Source organism: Citromicrobium bathyomarinum (assembly GCF_038594485.1).
GTDB classification, from domain to species: Bacteria; Pseudomonadota; Alphaproteobacteria; order Sphingomonadales; family Sphingomonadaceae; genus Alteriqipengyuania; species Alteriqipengyuania bathyomarina_A.
The window spans coordinates 963,444-981,260 of the sequence record NZ_JBCFZG010000004.1 but is presented as its reverse complement, the minus strand read 5'-3'; the positions used below and the strand labels follow the sequence as shown (position 1 = coordinate 981,260).

Genomic DNA, 17,817 nt, shown 5'->3' with positions numbered 1-17,817 from the left:
TGATTATCAATACCCCTCACGCACCTTAGTTGGCAGGGTACCTCAGGCGACCCAGCAGCCGCACGGGACTGAAGCTTTCCCGGTCAGCCCTCCCCAGCAACTGCGCCTTTGCCTTTTCGAACTGCATGACGTTCTCGATCCGGCGGTCGAGGAAGGCGTGCGTTTCCGCCTTGTCCTCGCTCTCGTCGTCGATCCAGACCAGCAAGGTGGCGCTGTACAAGGAAGAGAGGATCGCGCGCTTTGTATAGTGATTGTAATCGGTCGCCGTGTCGCCTGCCAGCCGCCACATCAGGTCCGCGCTGTTCCATGCACCGCGCAAGGAAGCCCGGATGTTCTGCGGCATCGAGCCGATCGCGAGCGCGCGGCGCATCGCCTCTTCCTGCCCTGCCACCGCATCGAGCCGGTAGAGGACGAGATCGCGGATCTTTTCGCGGATCTTCCGGGTGGCGAGCACCTCTTGCGGCATGTCGCGCGCCATTGCTTCGTCGATCGACTCGATCCATGCCGCGACCATGGCCATCGCGGCCGATTGGCGCCCACCGGGCTTGAATGCCAGCCTTGCCAGCGCCGGGTCGACCCCCTCCATCTCGGCAGCGGTGAGAAGCGCGGTTTCGCTCCAGCCGTCGAAGATCGCCGAATCGGCAATTGCGGGAGCGAGCGCGGTACGCAGTTCGTCGAGCGTCAGATTGGCGGCGTTTTCGATCATCGCTTAAAAGCTCGGTCCGTATTGTTCGGTCGACTGGCTCTTGTCCGCCGCAGCGGCGAAGGCATCGGTCAGCCGGGTTTCGTCGATTATCGCGACATAATCGCGGGCAGAACGACCCGAATTGTCGGTCCGGTCAGGATTGGCTCCGTGTTCGAGCAGAACCTGAACCAGAGGAATATCGCGCTTGTGAACCGCGAAGATCAGCGGCGTCTCCCCGGTCGATGTCACCGGATCGACCCGGGCGCCCGCTTCGAGGAGAGCGGTCACGCTTTCTGCATCGCCGAGCCGGGTCGAAATCTCCAGCGGGGTCACGCCCTGCTTGTCTGTCTGGTTGGGATTGGCGCCCTTCTGCGTCAGGAAGCGGATCCAGCGCGTATCCTGGCGCGCGGCGACGATGTGCAACGCGGTTTCGCCGGTAGCGATATCCTTGCTGTTGATCAGGACGCTTGCGGTGGGGCTTTCCACCATCGTGGTCACGGCAGTCGCGTCGCCCTCGCGCACAGCCTTGAGAAACTTGTAAGCATCGGACCGGATCCCGCCCGCCTGGGCGAGCGCAACGCCGCTCAGCGCGAGGAGAGAAAGGATGGCCACGCGGGCCCAATTGCGGATAAACGGCGGCGACACCTTAAACACTCCTGTCATAGCCCCTAGTTCCTGTAAGGGGCTGCTATTCCTAGCCCGCAATTAGCAGACGCTGAACCCGATTGCCATGAGCCACCCGATCAAATCCTTCGTCGTTTTCACCGCGCTGGCGGCAGGCCTCGCCGCCTGTTCGCCGGGAGAGCAGACCGCTGCGCCACCACCGCTCGAAGGCGCTGCCATCGGCGGTCCCTTCACGCTCACCGGTGAAGATGGCAAGCCCGTTTCGTGGAGCGATTTCGACGGCAAGTACCGCACGCTCTATTTCGGCTACACCTTCTGTCCGGACGTCTGCCCGGTCGACGTCGGGCGCGCGATGGCAGGCTTAAAGAAATTCGAGGCAGCGTCTCCCGACCGCGCAGCCAAGGTCCAACCGCTATTCATCAGTGTCGATCCCGAACGCGACACGCCGGCAGTGCTGCGCGAGTTCACCGACCAGTTTCACCCGCGCCTGATCGGAATGACCGGCAGCAAGGAACAGCTCGACAAGGTGACCAAGGAGTTCGCCGCGCAGTATTCGCTCGGCAAGAAGAACGAGGAGGGCGGATACCTCGTCAATCACACCAGCATCACCTACCTCTTTGGTCCGGACGGAGAGCCGATTGCGATCCTTCCGACCGATGCAGGCCCCGACGCGGTCGCCGCCGAGCTCGATAAATGGGTGCGCTGAGGGATCGTTTCTGGGAGCGCCCGCTGGCCGAGCTGACGCAACCTGAATGGGAGGCGCTGTGCGATGGCTGCGGCCGCTGCTGCCTGCACAAGCTGGAAGACGAGGATACCGGCGAACTGGCGGAAACCAACGTCGCGTGCCGACTGCTCGACTGCAAGACGGCCCGCTGCCGCGACTACGCCAATCGCAAGGCCTACGTCCCCGATTGCCTGCGGCTGACGCGGTCGCTGGTCGGCAAGCTGCCCTGGCTGCCCGAAACCTGCGCCTACCGCCGCCGCGAAGAGAATCGCGAGCTACCGCGCTGGCACTATCTCCTCACCGGATCGCGCGAGGATGTGCATCGTGAGGGCGCAGGCATTGCCGGGCGGGTGATATCGGAAACCGATGCCGGGCCGCTCGAACATCATATCGTCGAGTGGGACGGATGATCGAGTGGCTGCGGGCACCTGCCGATCCGGTGGTCGTGCTCGGCACCGGCGAACTGCCCCTGCACATTCGCCGCCACCCCCGCGCCACCCGCATGACGCTGCGCCTGGGCGAAGACGGCGAGAGCGCGCGCGTTACCCTGCCGCGCTGGGGCACTACCAGGGAGGCGGTCAGGTTTGCCCAGTCGCGCGCGGCGTGGCTGGAGGCGCAGCTGGCCAAGCGCCCTGCCCGCGCCGAGCCGCAGCCCGGTGGCACACTTGCCTTCCGTGGGCGCGAGCTGACGATCGACTGGCGCGCCGACCGCCCACGCAAGGCGGTGCTGAGCGACAACGCGATCACACTCGGCGGACCGCAGGACACACTCGCCCCCAGGCTCAAGCGCTGGATGCAGGGCGAGGCGCGCGCGCTGTTCGCCGACGATCTCGCTTTCTACGCCTCGCGCGCCGGGTTGGCCGTGCCCGACTTCGCGCTCAGCAATGCGCGGCGGCGCTGGGGCAGCTGTTCGTCGAGCGACACCGTGCGCCTCAACTGGCGGCTGGTGCAGGCACCCGACGAGGTTCGCCGGTCGGTGGTCGCCCACGAAACCGCACATCGCGTGCATTTCGACCATTCGCCGCGCTTCCACGCGCTGCTCGGCGATCTGTTCGAAGGCGACCTGCCCGCCGCAGAACGCTGGCTCAAAGCCAACGGACCGGGGCTCTTCAGCAGCTTCGGCTGACCCGATTTCGCTTCGCCACTGGCGGGGCGGCGCGGCGTGCCCTATGTTGGCCGTATGCGGATCAGCCCGAAATACGATGTCGCCGGTGGTGTTGGCGACCTGTGGACCGAACTCAAGCGCCCCCAGCCCTATCGCTGGCCGATCCTGTTCGCCTCCTGCGCGCTGACCGGCCTCGGGCTCTATCCCTTTATCAAGGAGCGGGTCTATCCCCCGCCCCCCAAGCCCGACATCGTCTACCTCACCAGCTTCGCGCCGGACCGGACCGACGCGGAGATCATCGCCTCCAATGTCGAGAATCAGGAGCGCAAGGAAGCGCGCCAGCGGCTGCTGGATGCGCAGATCGAAAAGCGGCGCGAGATGTACCGTGCGCTGGGCCAGGCGACCGGAATCGATACCGACAAGATGGAAGCCGAGATCGCCGCCGAGAAGGCGCGCGAAGAGGCGGCGGAGAAGGCGCGGCTCGAGCAGGCGACAGGCGGAGCGGGCAACGACAGCGCCGATGACCGCAGCGAGTGATGGGCGCTGGCTGGCCGCGGCAACGCGACTGGCGCTGAGAGGCCGCCCCGCCAGCAACCGTAACCCTTCGGTGGGCTGCATCATCGTGCAGAAAGGGCGCGTCGTCGGGCGCGGCTGGACGCAGAGCGGCGGTCGCCCGCATGCCGAAGCGATGGCTTTGCAGATGGCTGGCGAAGCGGCGCAGGGCGCGTACGTCTACGTCACCCTGGAGCCTTGCGCACACCGGTCCGAACGCGGCCCCGCTTGCGCCGATCTGTTGGCCGAGGCGAGGCCTGCGCGGGTGATCGTCGGGGTAAGCGACCCCGATCCCCGCACCGCCGGGAAGGGCATCGAAAGGCTGCGTGCGGCGGGCATCGAGGTCGCTACACCTCACTGTCCGGACTGCGCCGAGAGCCTTGCAGGCTACCTCACCCGTGCCCGCTTCCAGCGTCCGCATGTCACGCTCAAGCTGGCGATGTCGCTCGACGGGTGCATCGCGCTCGCCGATGGCAGCAGTCAGTGGATCACCGGCGAAGCGGCGCGGGCACATGTCCATTCCCGCCGTGCGCTGGCGGACGCGATCCTCGTCGGCGGCGGGACGTGGCGCGCAGACGCACCGCGCCTCGATGTCCGCCTGCCGGGCCTCGAGGATCGCAGCCCGTCCCGCTGGGTGCTGACCTCGCGCGATGTGGATGGCGCGCAGACCATTGCCGCGCCGCACGACATCGCGCGTATCCCCGCGCAATATCTCTATGTCGAAGGCGGCGCGCAGACTGCCGCGAGCTTCCTTGCCGCCGACCTTGTCGACCGCTTGGAGGTCTACCGCGCGCCCATCGTGATCGGAAACGGGCTGCGGGCAATGGGCGATCTCGGCCTCGCCACACTTGCAGAGGCGCATGGACGCTGGCAGCCGGTCGAACGACGCAAACTCGGGCCCGACATTTTCGAGGCCTTTGTGCGAACTCGCGGAGAAAGCTGAATGTTCACCGGAATCGTCACCGCCATCGGCACAGTTGCCAGCATCGAGCAGCGCGGAGACCTGCATCTGCGAATCGCCTGCCCCTACGACCCGGAGAGCATCGCCATCGGTGCCTCGATCGCGTGTTCGGGCGTCTGTCTGACCGTGGTCGAGCGTGGCGGCGATCCCGGCAATTCGTGGTTCGCGGTCGACGTATCGGGTGAAACCGTCTCGCGCTCCGCGCCGGGCCAGTGGGAGGCGGGCCGACGCCTGAACCTCGAACGCGCGCTGAAGCTGGGCGACGAACTGGGCGGGCACATCGTCACCGGACATGTGGATTGCGTGGGCGAGCTGGTCGGCAAGCGTGGGGACGGCGACTCGATCCGCCTCACCATCCGCGCCCCGGCGGACTATGCCCCGTTCATCGCGCCGAAGGGTTCGATTACAGTCGACGGCGTGTCGCTGACCGTGAACGGCGTCGACGATCTTTCCGACGGCAGCTGTACCTTCACGCTCAACATCATCCCGCATACCGGTGAAGTGACGACGCTGGGCGCGCTTGCCGAGGGCGATCGGGTAAACCTCGAAATCGACGTCCTCGCTCGCTATCTCAAGCGGATGCAGGGGCTGGCCGGGTAACGGGGAACGAGACGATGTTAAGCTACGGGATAATGCTGGCGCTGGCGCTGTTCATGCGGTTCGGCCCGGATATCCCGCTCCGGCGGATGCTCAACCGGCATCTGGTCGAACGTCCTCTCGCGATCCTGCTGGCACGCAGGCGGCACCAGTACCTGTTCATCCTGATTGCATCGGTCATGCTGCTGATCAGCGGCGAAGCTCTGCTGCTTTTCGGACCCGAGCTGATGCTGGTCTACGCCGCCGATCTGGCGCTCTACGTCGATGTGGTGGTGATCGCGGCGGCATCTGCCTCGTGGGGCCGCACGCACGCCGTCCTGTCCCGCTGGAGGCCGCATTTCGGGCGACGGCAGGCAGACAAACGCAAGGTGGGCAGCGCAACGCCGCGTGCCAGGCGCAACCAGCGCACCCCGGCTGAGCTCAGCAAGGCGAACGACGACGATGGCGATGGACCGGGGGCCGGTTTTTCTGTGGCGGTCCCGCGTTTCGCAATGGCCGCCTGACACACCTGACACAGTGTGCAGTGGGAGAAAACTTTCGCCCCCGCGGATGGGATTTCTGCGCGGTATCGACGGTGTGAAAGAGCAATCCCCAAACTAGCGAGACGGCGCGCTGTAGGACAGCGCGTAGGCCTGCGCAGGAGGATCGTCAGCGGCTGCGCTAGAGTCGCATTGTCTCACCCTTCCTGAGCGTCAGGACTTCGACCCCGTCCGCCGTCACCGCCACGGTATGCTCGAACTGGGCGGAGAGCTTTGCGTCCCTGGTCACAACCGTCCAGCCGTCGTCGAGCGTCACCGTCGCCGCGCGGCCCAGGTTGACCATCGGCTCGATCGTGAAGGTCATCCCTTCGCGCAGACGCAGGCCCCTGCCCGGCCGTCCGTGATTGAGCACCTGCGGCTCCTCGTGCATCTCGCGCCCGATCCCGTGGCCGCAATATTCGCGCACGACGGTGCAGTTGTTCTTTTTGGCGTGCTTCTCGATCGCGTGGCCCACATCTCCCAGATGCGCGCCGGGCCGGACCGCGCGGATGCCCGCCCACATCGCCTCCTGCGCCACGCGGGCGATCCGCCTGCCCTGCGGCGAGACGTCGCCGACGAGGTAGGTCTTGCTCGAATCGGCGATGAACCCGTTCTTCTCCAGCGTGATGTCGAGATTGATGATGTCGCCATCGCGCACGATCGCCTCATCGGACGGCACGCCATGGCACACGACTTCGTTGATCGAGCAGTTGAGCACGTATTCGTAGCCGTACTGCCCCTTGCTCGCGGGGCGCGCAGCGCAATCATCGCGGATGAAGCGCTCCACCAGATCGTTGATCTGCATGGTCGACATGCCCGCCAGGTCGACCGTATCGAGCATCTCGAACACCGAAGCGAGCAGCCGCCCCGACACGCGCATCAGTTCGAGTTCTTCGGGAGTCTTGACCATCTCAGGCAGCGGCGCGGGCGTCGCTGGCGCCTTCCGCCTCGGTGGCGAGAGCAAGTTCGCGCTTCACGATATCGTTGAAGGAGAGCGTCGGACTGGCTTCGGCCAGCCGCCCGATCTTCATCCAGAATTCGGCCTGCGCATTGATCGAACGGCACATGACCGCGCTGGCCATGCGGACCTGCTCGTGCAGTTCGTCGTCGATCTTCACCAGCCCCATGAGCCACCCTTTATACGATTCGAATACGGACCGTATATGCACCGGATATCCCGCAGCGTCTAGCGGCGATCGGGCTGGAGGTCTTGCGCGCGGCCGTGGCCGGGCCGTCGGTCAAGCTTTCGCCGCTCTGGCGGCCTTGCTGCCAGAGATGGCGATGGCGCGCGTAGCCTGCGCGAAATTGCGCAAGACACCAAGTTCTCTGGCGGACAGACGGGCCAGTTCGGCTTCGTTCAGATAGGGCATATCCGGGCAAGCAACGGCACCCGTGATCGTTCCGCCAAGAACGTGGAAAAATATTTTTATTCAAGACCTTGCGAGAGCGGCCCGTTCGTAAAATCCTCGCGGGTGATCGCATACACCAGATGCAGCACCCGCTTGCCCTGATGTTTCGACAATTCGGTCCGCCGGGTCTGCTGCGCGCCGATCTTCTCCAGCGCGATGCGGCTGCGCCAGTTGGCCTCGCCCACGCGGAAGTCGACGCGTTCGACGCTCTGGAGCGCGTGGCCCACCATCAGCCGCTTGACCTCGCGGTTGGCGCCCTTGCCCCAGTAGCGCGGGGAGAGGAAGGTCCAGCCGATCTCGACCGAGCTTTGCTCTTCCTCGTCATCCTCGGCACTTTTCAGCGCCTGAAACCGCGACGAGCCGATGATCGCACCGTCGCGCTTGTCGATGATCGCCAGCGCGCCGCCCTTGGCCAGCGCATCCTCGAAGAACGCGCGGAATACGTCCGCGCGCCAGCGGTCGGTCATGGGGTGCTGTTCCCATACCGCCGGATCCGAAGCGACCGCGTACAGCGCGCTCCAGTCGTCGGCGGTGAGTGGCCTCAGCAGATACCGCTCCCCTTCGAGGAGCGGCTGCCGGTCCAGCTCAGGCGGCGACATCCGCCAGCGCGGCGATGAACTTGTCGATATTGCCCTTGGTCAACCCGGCGATGTTGATCCGGCCAGACCCTGCCATGTAGACCGCGTGGTCTTCGCGCAGCCTGGCGATCTGATCCTTGTTCAGCGGCAACATCGCGAACAGGCCGTTCTGCTCTTCCAGATGGGCGAGCGGCACGCCATCAACCTTGTTATCGGCCCCGGCCAGCGTCGCACGCACCCAGCGCAGGCGCTTGCGCATGCCGTCGAGCTCTTCGAGCCATTGCTGGCGCAGGTCCTCGTCGCGCAGCACGATCCGCACCGCCGCGCCGCCGTGATCGGGCGGCATCGACCAGTTGGCGCGCGCCAGAGCCGCCGCGTTGGACATCGCCGCACCCATCTGCGCAGGATCGGCAACCTTGGCGTACATTGCACCCACCCGGTCGCGGTAGAGGCCGAAATTCTTGTCGCAGCTATAGGCGATCAGCGCGTCGGGCACCTTGGCCAGCACCTTGCGCAGTCCGGCGGAGTCCTCTTCCAGCCCGGTCCCGAGCCCCTGGTAGGCGCTGTCGATGATTGGCAGCACGGGGCTGTTCGCCAGCGCATCGGCGATCGCGTCCCACTGTTCGTCGGTATAATCTATGCCCGAGGGGTTGTGACAGCAGGCGTGGATCAGCACGGCATCGCCTTCGCGGCCCTGCCGCACGATCTCGATCAGCGCATCGGCATCGGCGCTGCCGTCTTCGTTCGAATGGCTGAAGGTGACGGCTTCCAGCCCGACATCTTCGATGATCGGGATATGGTTGGGCCAGCTCGGCGTACCGACGAACACGCGGTTTACGCCCGCGCGTTCTGCCAACGCCACGGCGAGGCGCACCGCCCCCGTGCCGCCCGGGGTCTGCACCCCTTCGATCCGTCCGCCCATCGTCGCATCGCTGCCGAAGATGATCGGCATCAGCGCGTGGACGAACCCGCGGTCGCCCTCAGGCCCTAAGTAGCTCTTGGAGTCCTGCTCTTCCCACAGCCGCTGTTCGGCGGCCTTGATCGCGCCGAACACGGGGGTCGCGCCATCGTCGGTCCGGTACACGCCCACGCCGAGGTCGATCTTGTCCTCACGCTCGTCGGAGGCGAACTGGGCGATCAGCGCAAGCAGCGCATCGGGCGGAGTGTCTTTCAGGCGTTCGAGCATGCGCGTCCCATGCTATCGCAGGGACCCGAGGGCAACCGCTAATATGCGCGGCGGCGCGGTTAGAAGGGCAACCAGCGCTGCTTCTTGGAAAACTTCATGTAGCCCGCATTGATGCCGAGCCGCAGCCCCGCCCCCATGCGAATCGGGATCAGCACCGTATCGCCCTTGCGCAGGTAGCTCGCGGTGACGCCGCCGATCAGGTAGGCCTGCCCCTCGCCCGCAGGGAAGCGTTCGTAGAGCTGCTCGGTATCGAACAGGTTGTAGACCAGAACGAAGGTCTTGCCGCCATTCGCGCCCACGTCGAACCCGATGGAAGGTCCGGTCCAGTAGACGGGCATCTGCCCTTCGACCTTGTGGTACAGCGTGCCCGAGCCGTAGCGTGCACCGATAAAGAACGCGCCGCCCGCCTCGCGACCGACGATATAACCGTTGGGCTTGCCCTGGTCGGCCAGCACCTTCTCGATCATCCGCGCGATCCCCTCGGCATTCTCCCCGAAGAAGTTCTGCGCCGCGCCGATCAGGTCGTCGTCGCGCCAGGTGCCATTGTCTCCTGACGCGACCGCCTCTTCGGCGGCGTAGGCGTAGTTCTCGCCGTGCGCCATCGTGCCTTCGCTCGGCTCGCTCTCCGGCGTCAGGTCGGTCCAGTTCGCGACGCTCGACTGGTCGGTCTGCGGCTGCGGGTCCGGAACCGGATCGCGATCGTCGTAGATCCACGGTTCGCCGGGATTTTCCGAAAGGTCCCCGTCGATCGCCTGGCTCGGGTCGACCGTCTCGATCGACTGTTGCGCCGCGAGCGGCGTGGCGATCATCGCCATCCCAGCGACGAGGACAGTGGCAAGCCGGCGGATGCTGAGAGTGCGGGTCATGGACCTCGCTCCTTCGCGAATTGGTTTCAGGACAGTCCCGTCGATAGACTGAATCCGATGAACCTCACGCATCAAGCCGCAAGGCGATGAAGCGAATCGAAAACAGGGCGAGTCGAGTCCGCAGCCGGGAACATGCGCGCAGTGGTTCACGCCCCTTGTGCCTTGCGTGCACCGTGGTTATAGCGCGCCGCTCTCGGGCCGCAGTTAGCCAGCGGCGCGTGTGCGGAGACGTGGGTGAGTGGCTGAAACCAGCTCCCTGCTAAGGAGCCATACCTCTATCGGGGTATCGAGGGTTCGAATCCCTCCGTCTCCGCCACCTATACCATCCCAAGAGATCCCAGAAAGTCCCTGAAAGCCGCAGAATTCTGCGGTTTTTCGGACTTGCAATGGAATCTCTAGTTCTTATTTTGTTCCTACTGCCCCCACAATGTCCCCCACACTTTGTGGGGGTGAATGTGGGGGCGAAGCGGAAAGGATGGATATGGGAAAGCTCACTCAAGGCCAGATTCGGCAGCTCAAGGAACCAGGTCGCTACAGTGATGGCGACGGCTTGTTTCTCGAACTCAACAGGCCAGGAAAAGGCAATTGGCAACTACGCGCCACCGTGAATGGGCGAAGGCGCGACATTGGGCTTGGTCCTCTCGACCTGATCACAGTCCATGAGGCCCGCGAACTCGCCATTGACCTGCGACGCGACATCAAGCGGGGGATCGATCCTATCGAGGAGCGCAAGCGCAAGAAGATCGAAATTCTTACCTTCAAAGCTGCTGCGGAGAAGGTTCATTCAGAACAAAAGGCGACTTGGAAGAACGGCAAACATCAGGATCAGTGGATTAAGACGCTCGAAATCTATGCCTTTCCAAAGCTCGGCGACCGGCTGGTTAACGACATCGAGGGGCCGCTCATCCGTGAAGTGCTGCTCGATTTCTGGCTGGAGAAGCCAGAGACGGCTCGCCGGGTAAAGCAGCGGATAGGCGTTGTGCTGGATTGGGCATACGCAAACGGAATGCGCGCGACCGAAGCGCCAATGCGCTCGCTGAGCCGCGCACTGCCACGACAGCCGAAGCAGGACGGTCATTTCGCTGCGATGCCCTATGAGGATGTCCCAACTTTCTTGAAGCATCTGCATAAGCGAACGAGTGTCGCACGGCTCGCGCTTGAGTTCCTGATCCTGACTGCCTCTCGATCGGGGGAAGTGCGGGGTGCTAAATGGGCGGAGATCAATCTGGACGCAAAACTCTGGACTGTCCCTGCGGAGCGGATGAAGGTTGGAAAGGAACACGTGGTCCCGCTGACCGATGTGGCAATCGACGTGCTCGAACGTGCCAGACCTTACTACGCTGAATGCAGCGATCTGGTCTTCCCCGGTCGCAACGTCTTGCGTCCGATGTCCGACATGACGCTGCTAAAGATTCTGCGCTACGCGAAGCTACCCTTCACTGTTCACGGCTTTCGATCTGCATTCAGGGATTGGGCAGCGGAGAAGACCAGCTATCCCGGTGAGGTGGCGGAAGCGGCACTAGCCCATACGGTTAGCAACAAAGTGGAGGCCGCCTATCGCCGCACCAATTATCTGGACAAACGACGCGAACTTATGCGCGAGTGGTCAGATTTCTGCATGGGAGGGTAAAGAAGAACTCTCATGAGCACGGCGGCTTTGCGCCCTCATTCCGGACATAGATGACCACAGTTGAACTTCCTAAAAGCGGACCGTCCGCTGCTCCGACGGTACTGCGTCAGCCTTTGGCGAGGTGGAACGCGACTGCTACTCTATCGTCAGCCGATATTTAAAGCTTCTTGCCGAAAGTCGACCGGATGTGTGAGAACGAGACCTCAGATCGGAAGGAACTTATTGGTGCAATCGAACCCGGATCGAAACACGGAAAACGTAGCAACGATCAAAGCCAGTGAGGGGCAACGCCCAATATCGGGGGGTTAGCTAAGCTGATCGAGCCGCTCAATGCCGAGTTTCCCAGTGCTGTTGAGATCAGTTTCACGTTCCGGAAAAACCTCCGCCTTCACATTGACGTGAAGACACTGGAAGAGGCGCACGCTGTCGAAGCAAGATTGCCCGCGCTGTGTGGGGGTGTCTTCCAAGAGTTATTCTCGGGCAGTTCCCCGCATCATGCCTTTTTTCATAGGGTGAGCGCGAAAGTTAGCCGCTAGTCGTCCACACCGCTTTGATCAGAGATGAAATCCTAGCGTAGCATCAGCGCCTTCCGCCAAGAATGGAGCCGAGCACGCCGCCCAATCCGCCTCCCAGACCGCCACCGGCTGTACCGCCCATGCTGCCGATGACCTGTCCCAACACGTCATTCAGACCACCGGGCTGACCCGGCTTGTTCTTTTGCGACGACAGGTATCCAGCAACGAGCATCGCCACGATTGGCAGCATCTTCTTTAGCAGTGCAGGGTCCAGCCCTGTTGTTTGCGATGCTTCTCCAGCTACTTGCCGACTAACATCCTTTGTCCCGAATATTTCGCCCAGGATGTTGTCGCCTTTTTCGACGTGTGTCGGTCCCGGCCCGACGACATCACGGCTGAGGTCTGCTCCGCCAAGCGTCTCCAGGATGGTCCCTAACCCGCCAAGACCACTGCCTTTCGAACCCTCGGCTCTCTGACCAAACCCACCGAGGATTGAAGGCAAAAGCGCTGCAGCACCTTGTTCCGCCTGTGCTTCGGATATGCCCAGCTGACTGGCGATGGCGCTAATTCCGCCCTGCGAGCGAAGGATTTCGTTGGGGTCCATTGCTATCTCCGTATTTGGGATTTCTCGAACTTACGGGATTTCGACAAATACGCAACGCGGAGTGACCCCCCTTGCCAACGAACGGATCGCGGAGCATCCTCTTCGGGCTAACGAGGAGAATTTCATGAGCATTTTCGGAAAAATCAAGGACGCTATCTTTGGCGAGGCGAAAGCTGCATCCCAGCCGCCTGGAGCTGGAAATGTCTCGCCTAGTGCGAGTCCTGGCGTAAAGCCGCAACAGACAGCTCCCACGGAAGTTTCCGAAGTGGATGTCGAACGCAATCTGGCGGCCATGGCCGAGGGCAAGGACTTGAATTGGCGGACTTCGATTGTCGACCTCATGAAACTGATCGGTGTCGACTCCAGCTTGGACAACCGTAAGGAACTGGCTCAGGAACTGGGCTATACAGGCCAGCTCGATGGAAGCGCAGAAATGAATATCTGGCTCCACAAGGCAACGATGCGCGAACTGGCAGCCAACGGCGGAAAGGTTCCGCCCGAGCTTCTTGACTAGAATTCGCGCTCTTCAGTCAATCGGCCTCGCAGCACGTGGCATGCGAGGCCGATTAGCGTTGGACTTTATTGTTCGACTGCGACGGGTCCCTGTCCCGGCTGGGTGTAGATCTGGTAGGTTTCTCCACCTGCGCAATTTGCGGTAATTGTTCCGTCTGCGCCCCGCTCGGCGTTCGCTACTTCAGTACAGGTCTGTCCACTCTCTGCGATTACCTCACGAGCAATGCGGGACGGCAGTCCTTCAGGAGCGGGCTCCATGACAACGGGCGCGGTCATCGTCGTCGAGGGAGTTTCCGCGGCCGGCACCTCGGTTGGCGCTGCTTCTTCGGCAGGCTCGGAATTGCACGCAGCGAGCGCAATGCAGAGGCCAAGAATTCCGATCGTTCGAGTGTTCATCTTCCCGAGTTCCTTATTCAGCGGCTTTACGCATCACCAACCTAGGTGGAGCGCAATTGCAGAGACCTTTAGCTGTTATCTTCTACCTGGGCTCCCGGTCCGTTCTTTTTAAACGATTCGATGGCGGAGATAGCAGACGATTTGCTGGTGTAGCCTTCCGACGCGAACATGACCTCCGAGTTGTATTTGAACCGAACGCGAAACTCGCCTTTTTTGTCTTTATGTATCTCGAACTTATGTGCCATATCTCGTTCCTTCAAATCAGTTTACGATAAATGTGATCACCATGGTCACACGCCATTCGGCAACGCTTCCGTCGCGGACGACTGCTTTTGTGTCCTTTACCCATGCGCCCTCGATATTGGTGACGGTTTCGCCGACCTTGGCAATGCCGTCGCGAACTGCAGCCTCTATCCCTTGAGTTGAACTCGCAATCACTTCGATCGTTTTAGCTATCGCCACTTCAGTCCTCCTTTGAACATTTAGCCGAGTGCGTTGCTCCACCTGCTGGCGCAGCAGTTGAGGCGCTCAGAGCTCTATTACATTTGTTAAACCCTGTGATGCCCCCAAAGCAAGTCGCTATCCCATCTAGATTTAGACGTGCGGGTAAGAAAAGCCAGATTGGGCCGATGGACCCGTGACTGGCAGATGGGACTGGGGCTGGATGGATCTGTGCGTTTGCCGGCCACAATAGCCCACTTTATAAAGGACATTGCTCAAACCACGCCCGCTACTTACTTTAATACACAGGGCGTATTATTCTTGGGGGCACGGATGGACGAGGGAAGCGAATTTGGAGCGGTGGACTTCTTCGAGTTGAAAGGACGGCCTATTGTGGTCTGCCGTCAAAGCGAAGATGCTTGGGTCTGGACGCGAGGGGCATGGCAGAAAGAAACTGCCATTGCTCAGAATTGCTACAATGAGGGTGATATCCTTGACCGCACCCAATTCGTTCGCCGGCATCCATATGCGGCCCTGGAGCTACTAGAACTTCACATCGATTGCTGACGAAGTTGAATAGCGTGGGGCGCGGCCTTCGCCAACGTGGAACCCGTCCTGCGAGGAACCGTTGAAATCAAGAACGGAAAATGACGTGACCCCAAGCTTTCCCCCAGCTGGGATTAGAGCCGGGCGGTTGTTTGCACTGCTACCCAACGTCGGACCACGTGGGTCTGGAGTTTTCCGCCTTTCCCAGATCCGGTGGGCTGGTTGCACCGGCTGAGTTTGCCAGCATGATCGGGGGGATATTCCCTATCGCACTGTGCGGTCGCTCTTCGTTGTAGTGTCTACGCCAGGCCTCCAGCTTTTCGCAAGCATCTTGCAGCGACAGGAACCAGTGCGCGTTCAGGCACTCGCTGCGCAGCTTGCTGTTGAACGCCTCGATGAACGCATTGTCTGTGGGCTTACCAGGGCGAGAGAAGTCGAGGATCACACCGCGCTGGTAAGCCCACAGATCCATGTCCCGAGAGATAAACTCGCTGCCATTGTCCACCCTGATAGTCTTGGGATATCCGATCTTCCTGCATGCTTGTTCCAGAGTGGCAACCACATCCTCGCCACGGTAGCTGAACCGGGGATCGACCACAGGCGATAGCCGTGAGAACGTATCCACCACGGTCAGGATGCGCAGCTTGCGACCGGTTGCCAGCTGGTCGTGCACGAAGTCCATAGCCCAGACATCGTTTGGCCTGATCGCCGGAGCACGATCCTCTCGCAGCTTCGCCTTCACACGCCGCTTGGGCGTCTTGTTCCTGAGTTGCAGGCCCAACTCCCTGTAAAGCCTGTAGACCTTCTTCATGTTCACGACCCAACCGTCGCGGCGCAGGATGTAGTACACCCGTCGGTAGCCGTAGCGAACGTGCGTCTCGCAGATCTCCTTGATACGCTTCTTCAAAAAGGCCGGATCGGTTCGGCGGGACTGGTAGTGATAGGTTGAGCGATCGAACTGCAAGGCCGAACATGCCCTGCGGATCGTCACCTGCCAGTCCTGCCGAACAGCGTCGATAATCTCGCGCTTGCGATCCGGCCTCAGAGCTTTCGTTTGATAACGTCCTGCAACATCTCGCGATCCAGTGTCAGATCGGCGACGATCTTCTTCAACCGTCCGTTCTCGTCTTCCAGATCACGCAGCCGCCGCATCTCCGATGGCATCAGCCCCGCGTACTTCTTCTTCCAGTTGAAGTAGGTCGCCTGGCTGATGCCTACCTTGCGGCAGATCTCTGCCACAGGCGTCCCTTCTTCACCCTGCTTGATAACGAACGCCTTCTGCGCGTCCGTGAACTTCGATGCCTTCATGCCGTAACTCCTCGCCCAGCCAAGGATACTTACGGCGGAAAACTCTAACCCGAAACGGTCCAAAATTCAGGTGGCAGAGCAGTCTTGGGATATCGTGAAGCCTCCAAAATTAGGCGCATCTGACCGACGAGCGATATAATTCTAATTTGAATAACGTGCGACGCCGACACCACTGTGAAGACACCGTCTCATCGCGCGGCTTCCCTGCGTTGTGCCGCATGAAAATCTACCCGCCGAATGATTAATTCCAAATCCTCCGGCCCGATATCGAATGTCTCTCCCAGATCGGCCAGCGCGGCGCTGATATCTTCCTCGTGAGGGGGCGCTAAGTCCCGTTCAGATATCCTTTGTCCCATGAATGCTTGCGGTCTGTGCGGATAGCTGTGTCCCGACAAGAAATGGTAAGCGATCCCGACCAAAACCAGGCACACGGCGTTCATCGCGATAGGCAAAAACGCGAAAGAATAACCAGCGGACGCGACGATAGGCCCGCCAATAACTGCAGTAAGCGCCGCGGCCCCTCCTGGCGGGTGGAGGCATCTAGCAAGAGACATAAGGAGTATTGCGAAACCCACGGCCAAGCCCGCAGCAAGATGGGGAGACGTCACCGTTTGAGCGAAGAACACTCCTACTAGCGCAGAGATGGTGTTTCCACCGATCACTGGCCATGGTTGAGCCAAGGGACTGGCCGGTATCGCGAATACCAGTACAGCTGACGCGCCCATAGGCGCGACAATCATTGGGGCGCTCGCCCAATCGTCCAGCAGCAGCCAAGCCAGCAAACTGGTTAAAGCAATTCCGATGATACCGCCTGCGCAAGCGCGCATGCGGTCACGCAGGGTTGCACCAGCAAGAATGGGTTTAAACAGTTGCTTCATTGATAGGCCAGAAAGTATCTTGGCCGCGCGCAATGACGCGCCGATTGGCTTAAAGCGAGCAAGAATGCGCTGCGTTCGCCAAAGGGGAGATTGCCTCTGCCCTTCCACTTTCCGTCATCTTGGTTCATTTAATGTGATCGACCGTTGCTCCTTGGTTTTTGCGCTTATGTCCGGATAAACGTGGTATTTACTCGACCATGTCACCGAGACCCAGTTATTTCGAGCGGGAGCCAATGAACAAAATACTCGCACCGAAGGCCTTCGATCGCGGCTCAGACTTATCAGTCGGCGAGGAAGCGAACATCTTGGAACTGTATGATCAGGCCGCATCTCTCGCAGCTATGGGCGCTTGGTCGTGCGATATCGAAAGCGAACGTCTTGCCTGGACAGGTGGAGTTTTTGAACTCTTCGGACTTTTACCCGAGCAGCCACTCGAGCGACAGAGCATTGTCGAACTTTACTGCGAACAGTCACGCGAGCTACTTGAGCGAAAACGATCGCATGCAATCGAAACGGGCGGAGCTTTTTCGCTCGACGCCAATATAGTGCGCCCTGACGGCGAGGAACGCTGGATACGAATAAAGGCAGCGACGCGAAGTTCCGGTGGGCGAGCCAGAACTCTTTATGGAATGAAGCAGGACATCACCGAGGACCATACCCGGTGGGAGGCCCTGCGAGCTGCAGCCGAATTGGATCCGCTTACTGGGGTTGGAAATCGCGCACGCTTTCAGCGTTTCCTGGACCAACAGGATGAGAATGCTCAGGATGACGTTGGGGCACTAATTCTGTTCGACATGGACGAGTTTAAGCGGCTCAACGATTTGTGGGGACACTCGGCCGGGGATGCGTGTCTTGCCGCTTTCGGAGAACGGCTGCGAAATGCTTTTCCCGAAGCGAGTATAATAGCCAGGATCGGCGGCGATGAATTTGCAGTTCTCGGCCCGCCAGTCAGTTCAACTCACGAAGCGGAGATTGCTGTGCGATCGCGCCTCTGCAGTCTTAGAAACCCGGTGCCCTGGAAGGGCGAGTTATTGCCACTCAACGTCTCAATCGGTCTCGCCTTCGTCGCACAAGGAGAGGGATTGGATCCGCAGAGATTGTTCGAGGCAGCCGATAAGGCGCTCTACATTGCGAAGAGAGAGGCCTCGAACTTTCTTGTCTGCTTATAACGCGCCTCACGT

General features: G+C 61.3%; 24 protein-coding genes and 1 tRNA gene. 12 read left to right on the top strand and 13 right to left on the bottom strand.

What is annotated here, in order from left to right:
- Window positions 1-25: 25 nt before the first annotated feature.
- Window positions 26-706, bottom strand: coding sequence for a COQ9 family protein (locus AAG591_RS10200; RefSeq protein ID WP_342531111.1), 681 nt, complete (start codon window positions 704-706; stop codon window positions 26-28).
- 3 nt (window positions 707-709) lie between these two features.
- A complete protein-coding gene (locus AAG591_RS10195) occupies window positions 710-1,348 on the bottom strand; it encodes an ankyrin repeat domain-containing protein (protein ID WP_342531110.1) in 639 nt (212 codons plus the stop codon).
- Between the two features lie 67 nt (window positions 1,349-1,415).
- Here AAG591_RS10195 and AAG591_RS10190 point away from each other — a divergent pair, with 67 nt between their 5' ends.
- The 7 genes from AAG591_RS10190 to AAG591_RS10160 are packed head-to-tail and all read left to right on the top strand — an operon-like array spanning window position 1,416 to window position 5,751.
- Window positions 1,416-2,015, top strand: a complete 600-nt coding sequence (locus tag AAG591_RS10190) for an SCO family protein (protein WP_342531109.1) — start codon at window positions 1,416-1,418, stop codon at window positions 2,013-2,015.
- Entirely contained in the window at window positions 2,003-2,443 is a 441-nt protein-coding gene (locus tag AAG591_RS10185) for a YcgN family cysteine cluster protein (RefSeq protein WP_342531108.1), read from the top strand. The genes AAG591_RS10190 and AAG591_RS10185 overlap by 13 nt, the downstream gene beginning before the upstream one ends.
- A complete protein-coding gene (locus tag AAG591_RS10180; protein ID WP_342531107.1) occupies window positions 2,440-3,159 on the top strand; it encodes a M48 family metallopeptidase in 720 nt (239 codons plus the stop codon). The genes AAG591_RS10185 and AAG591_RS10180 overlap by 4 nt, the downstream gene beginning before the upstream one ends.
- A 54-nt stretch (window positions 3,160-3,213) precedes the next feature.
- Window positions 3,214-3,675, top strand: a complete 462-nt coding sequence (locus AAG591_RS10175; RefSeq protein ID WP_342531105.1) for a hypothetical protein — start codon at window positions 3,214-3,216, stop codon at window positions 3,673-3,675.
- Window positions 3,659-4,633 carry a bifunctional diaminohydroxyphosphoribosylaminopyrimidine deaminase/5-amino-6-(5-phosphoribosylamino)uracil reductase RibD gene (gene ribD / locus AAG591_RS10170; RefSeq protein ID WP_342531104.1) on the top strand — a complete coding sequence of 325 codons (975 nt, stop codon included), beginning with the start codon at window positions 3,659-3,661 and terminating at the stop codon, window positions 4,631-4,633. The genes AAG591_RS10175 and ribD overlap by 17 nt, the downstream gene beginning before the upstream one ends.
- Window positions 4,634-5,251 (top strand): riboflavin synthase, encoded by a 618-nt coding sequence (locus AAG591_RS10165; protein ID WP_342531103.1) that lies wholly within the window; start codon window positions 4,634-4,636, stop codon window positions 5,249-5,251.
- 14 nt (window positions 5,252-5,265) lie between these two features.
- The gene (locus AAG591_RS10160) at window positions 5,266-5,751 is read left to right on the top strand and encodes a hypothetical protein (RefSeq protein ID WP_342531102.1); all 486 of its coding nucleotides are present in this window, start codon (window positions 5,266-5,268) and stop codon (window positions 5,749-5,751) included.
- A gap of 157 nt (window positions 5,752-5,908) precedes the next feature.
- Here the strand turns inward: AAG591_RS10160 and map are convergent, their stop codons facing one another.
- The 6 genes from map to AAG591_RS10130 all read right to left on the bottom strand — a co-directional run bounded on the left by map (window position 5,909) and on the right by AAG591_RS10130 (window position 9,805).
- On the bottom strand, window positions 5,909-6,676 hold the full coding sequence (gene map / locus AAG591_RS10155) for a type I methionyl aminopeptidase (protein WP_342531100.1): 768 nt from the start codon (window positions 6,674-6,676) through the stop codon (window positions 5,909-5,911).
- Between the two features lies 1 nt (window position 6,677).
- Window positions 6,678-6,893 carry a ParD-like family protein gene (locus AAG591_RS10150; protein WP_342531098.1) on the bottom strand — a complete coding sequence of 72 codons (216 nt, stop codon included), beginning with the start codon at window positions 6,891-6,893 and terminating at the stop codon, window positions 6,678-6,680.
- A 111-nt stretch (window positions 6,894-7,004) separates the two neighbouring features.
- Window positions 7,005-7,136 (bottom strand): hypothetical protein, encoded by a 132-nt coding sequence (locus tag AAG591_RS10145; RefSeq protein WP_342531097.1) that lies wholly within the window; start codon window positions 7,134-7,136, stop codon window positions 7,005-7,007.
- A gap of 56 nt (window positions 7,137-7,192) precedes the next feature.
- On the bottom strand, window positions 7,193-7,774 hold the full coding sequence (locus AAG591_RS10140; protein WP_342531096.1) for a GNAT family N-acetyltransferase: 582 nt from the start codon (window positions 7,772-7,774) through the stop codon (window positions 7,193-7,195).
- Window positions 7,761-8,939, bottom strand: coding sequence for an amino acid aminotransferase (locus AAG591_RS10135; protein WP_342531095.1), 1,179 nt, complete (start codon window positions 8,937-8,939; stop codon window positions 7,761-7,763). The genes AAG591_RS10140 and AAG591_RS10135 overlap by 14 nt, the downstream gene beginning before the upstream one ends.
- A 59-nt stretch (window positions 8,940-8,998) precedes the next feature.
- A complete protein-coding gene (locus tag AAG591_RS10130; protein WP_342531094.1) occupies window positions 8,999-9,805 on the bottom strand; it encodes a DUF1134 domain-containing protein in 807 nt (268 codons plus the stop codon).
- A gap of 224 nt (window positions 9,806-10,029) precedes the next feature.
- Between AAG591_RS10130 and AAG591_RS10125 the strand changes: the two genes are divergently transcribed.
- Window positions 10,030-10,121 (top strand) — tRNA-Ser (locus tag AAG591_RS10125).
- 165 nt (window positions 10,122-10,286) lie between these two features.
- Window positions 10,287-11,435, top strand: coding sequence for a tyrosine-type recombinase/integrase (locus tag AAG591_RS10120; protein WP_342531093.1), 1,149 nt, complete (start codon window positions 10,287-10,289; stop codon window positions 11,433-11,435).
- A 579-nt stretch (window positions 11,436-12,014) separates the two neighbouring features.
- Here the strand turns inward: AAG591_RS10120 and AAG591_RS10115 are convergent.
- Complete coding sequence (locus tag AAG591_RS10115) at window positions 12,015-12,554, bottom strand: DUF937 domain-containing protein (protein WP_151885240.1); 540 nt, start codon at window positions 12,552-12,554, stop codon at window positions 12,015-12,017.
- Window positions 12,555-12,678: 124 nt separating this feature from the next.
- Between AAG591_RS10115 and AAG591_RS10110 the strand changes: the two genes are divergently transcribed.
- The gene (locus AAG591_RS10110) at window positions 12,679-13,068 is read left to right on the top strand and encodes a DUF3597 domain-containing protein (RefSeq protein WP_342531092.1); all 390 of its coding nucleotides are present in this window, start codon (window positions 12,679-12,681) and stop codon (window positions 13,066-13,068) included.
- A gap of 463 nt (window positions 13,069-13,531) precedes the next feature.
- Here the strand turns inward: AAG591_RS10110 and AAG591_RS10105 are convergent, their stop codons facing one another.
- Both AAG591_RS10105 and AAG591_RS10100 read right to left on the bottom strand, forming a co-directional pair.
- The gene (locus AAG591_RS10105) at window positions 13,532-13,708 is read right to left on the bottom strand and encodes a YegP family protein (protein ID WP_151885243.1); all 177 of its coding nucleotides are present in this window, start codon (window positions 13,706-13,708) and stop codon (window positions 13,532-13,534) included.
- A 16-nt stretch (window positions 13,709-13,724) separates the two neighbouring features.
- The gene (locus tag AAG591_RS10100) at window positions 13,725-13,925 is read right to left on the bottom strand and encodes a dodecin family protein (RefSeq protein WP_151885244.1); all 201 of its coding nucleotides are present in this window, start codon (window positions 13,923-13,925) and stop codon (window positions 13,725-13,727) included.
- Window positions 13,926-14,111: 186 nt separating this feature from the next.
- On the opposite strand from AAG591_RS10100, the gene AAG591_RS10095 reads away from it, so the two are divergent.
- Window positions 14,112-14,471, top strand: coding sequence for a hypothetical protein (locus AAG591_RS10095; protein WP_342531090.1), 360 nt, complete (start codon window positions 14,112-14,114; stop codon window positions 14,469-14,471).
- 139 nt (window positions 14,472-14,610) lie between these two features.
- On the opposite strand, the gene AAG591_RS10090 is transcribed toward AAG591_RS10095, so the two are convergent.
- Both AAG591_RS10090 and AAG591_RS10085 read right to left on the bottom strand, forming a co-directional pair.
- Window positions 14,611-15,758 (bottom strand): IS3 family transposase gene (locus tag AAG591_RS10090; protein ID WP_342531088.1). Its coding sequence is split into 2 segments (ribosomal slippage): window positions 14,611-15,497 and window positions 15,497-15,758, totalling 1,149 coding nucleotides; the frame shifts between segments, so codons are not numbered across the junction.
- 188 nt (window positions 15,759-15,946) lie between these two features.
- A complete protein-coding gene (locus AAG591_RS10085; protein ID WP_342531087.1) occupies window positions 15,947-16,636 on the bottom strand; it encodes an HPP family protein in 690 nt (229 codons plus the stop codon).
- A 233-nt stretch (window positions 16,637-16,869) separates the two neighbouring features.
- Between AAG591_RS10085 and AAG591_RS10080 the strand changes: the two genes are divergently transcribed.
- On the top strand, window positions 16,870-17,805 hold the full coding sequence (locus AAG591_RS10080; protein WP_342531086.1) for a GGDEF domain-containing protein: 936 nt from the start codon (window positions 16,870-16,872) through the stop codon (window positions 17,803-17,805).
- Window positions 17,806-17,817 lie beyond the last annotated feature (12 nt).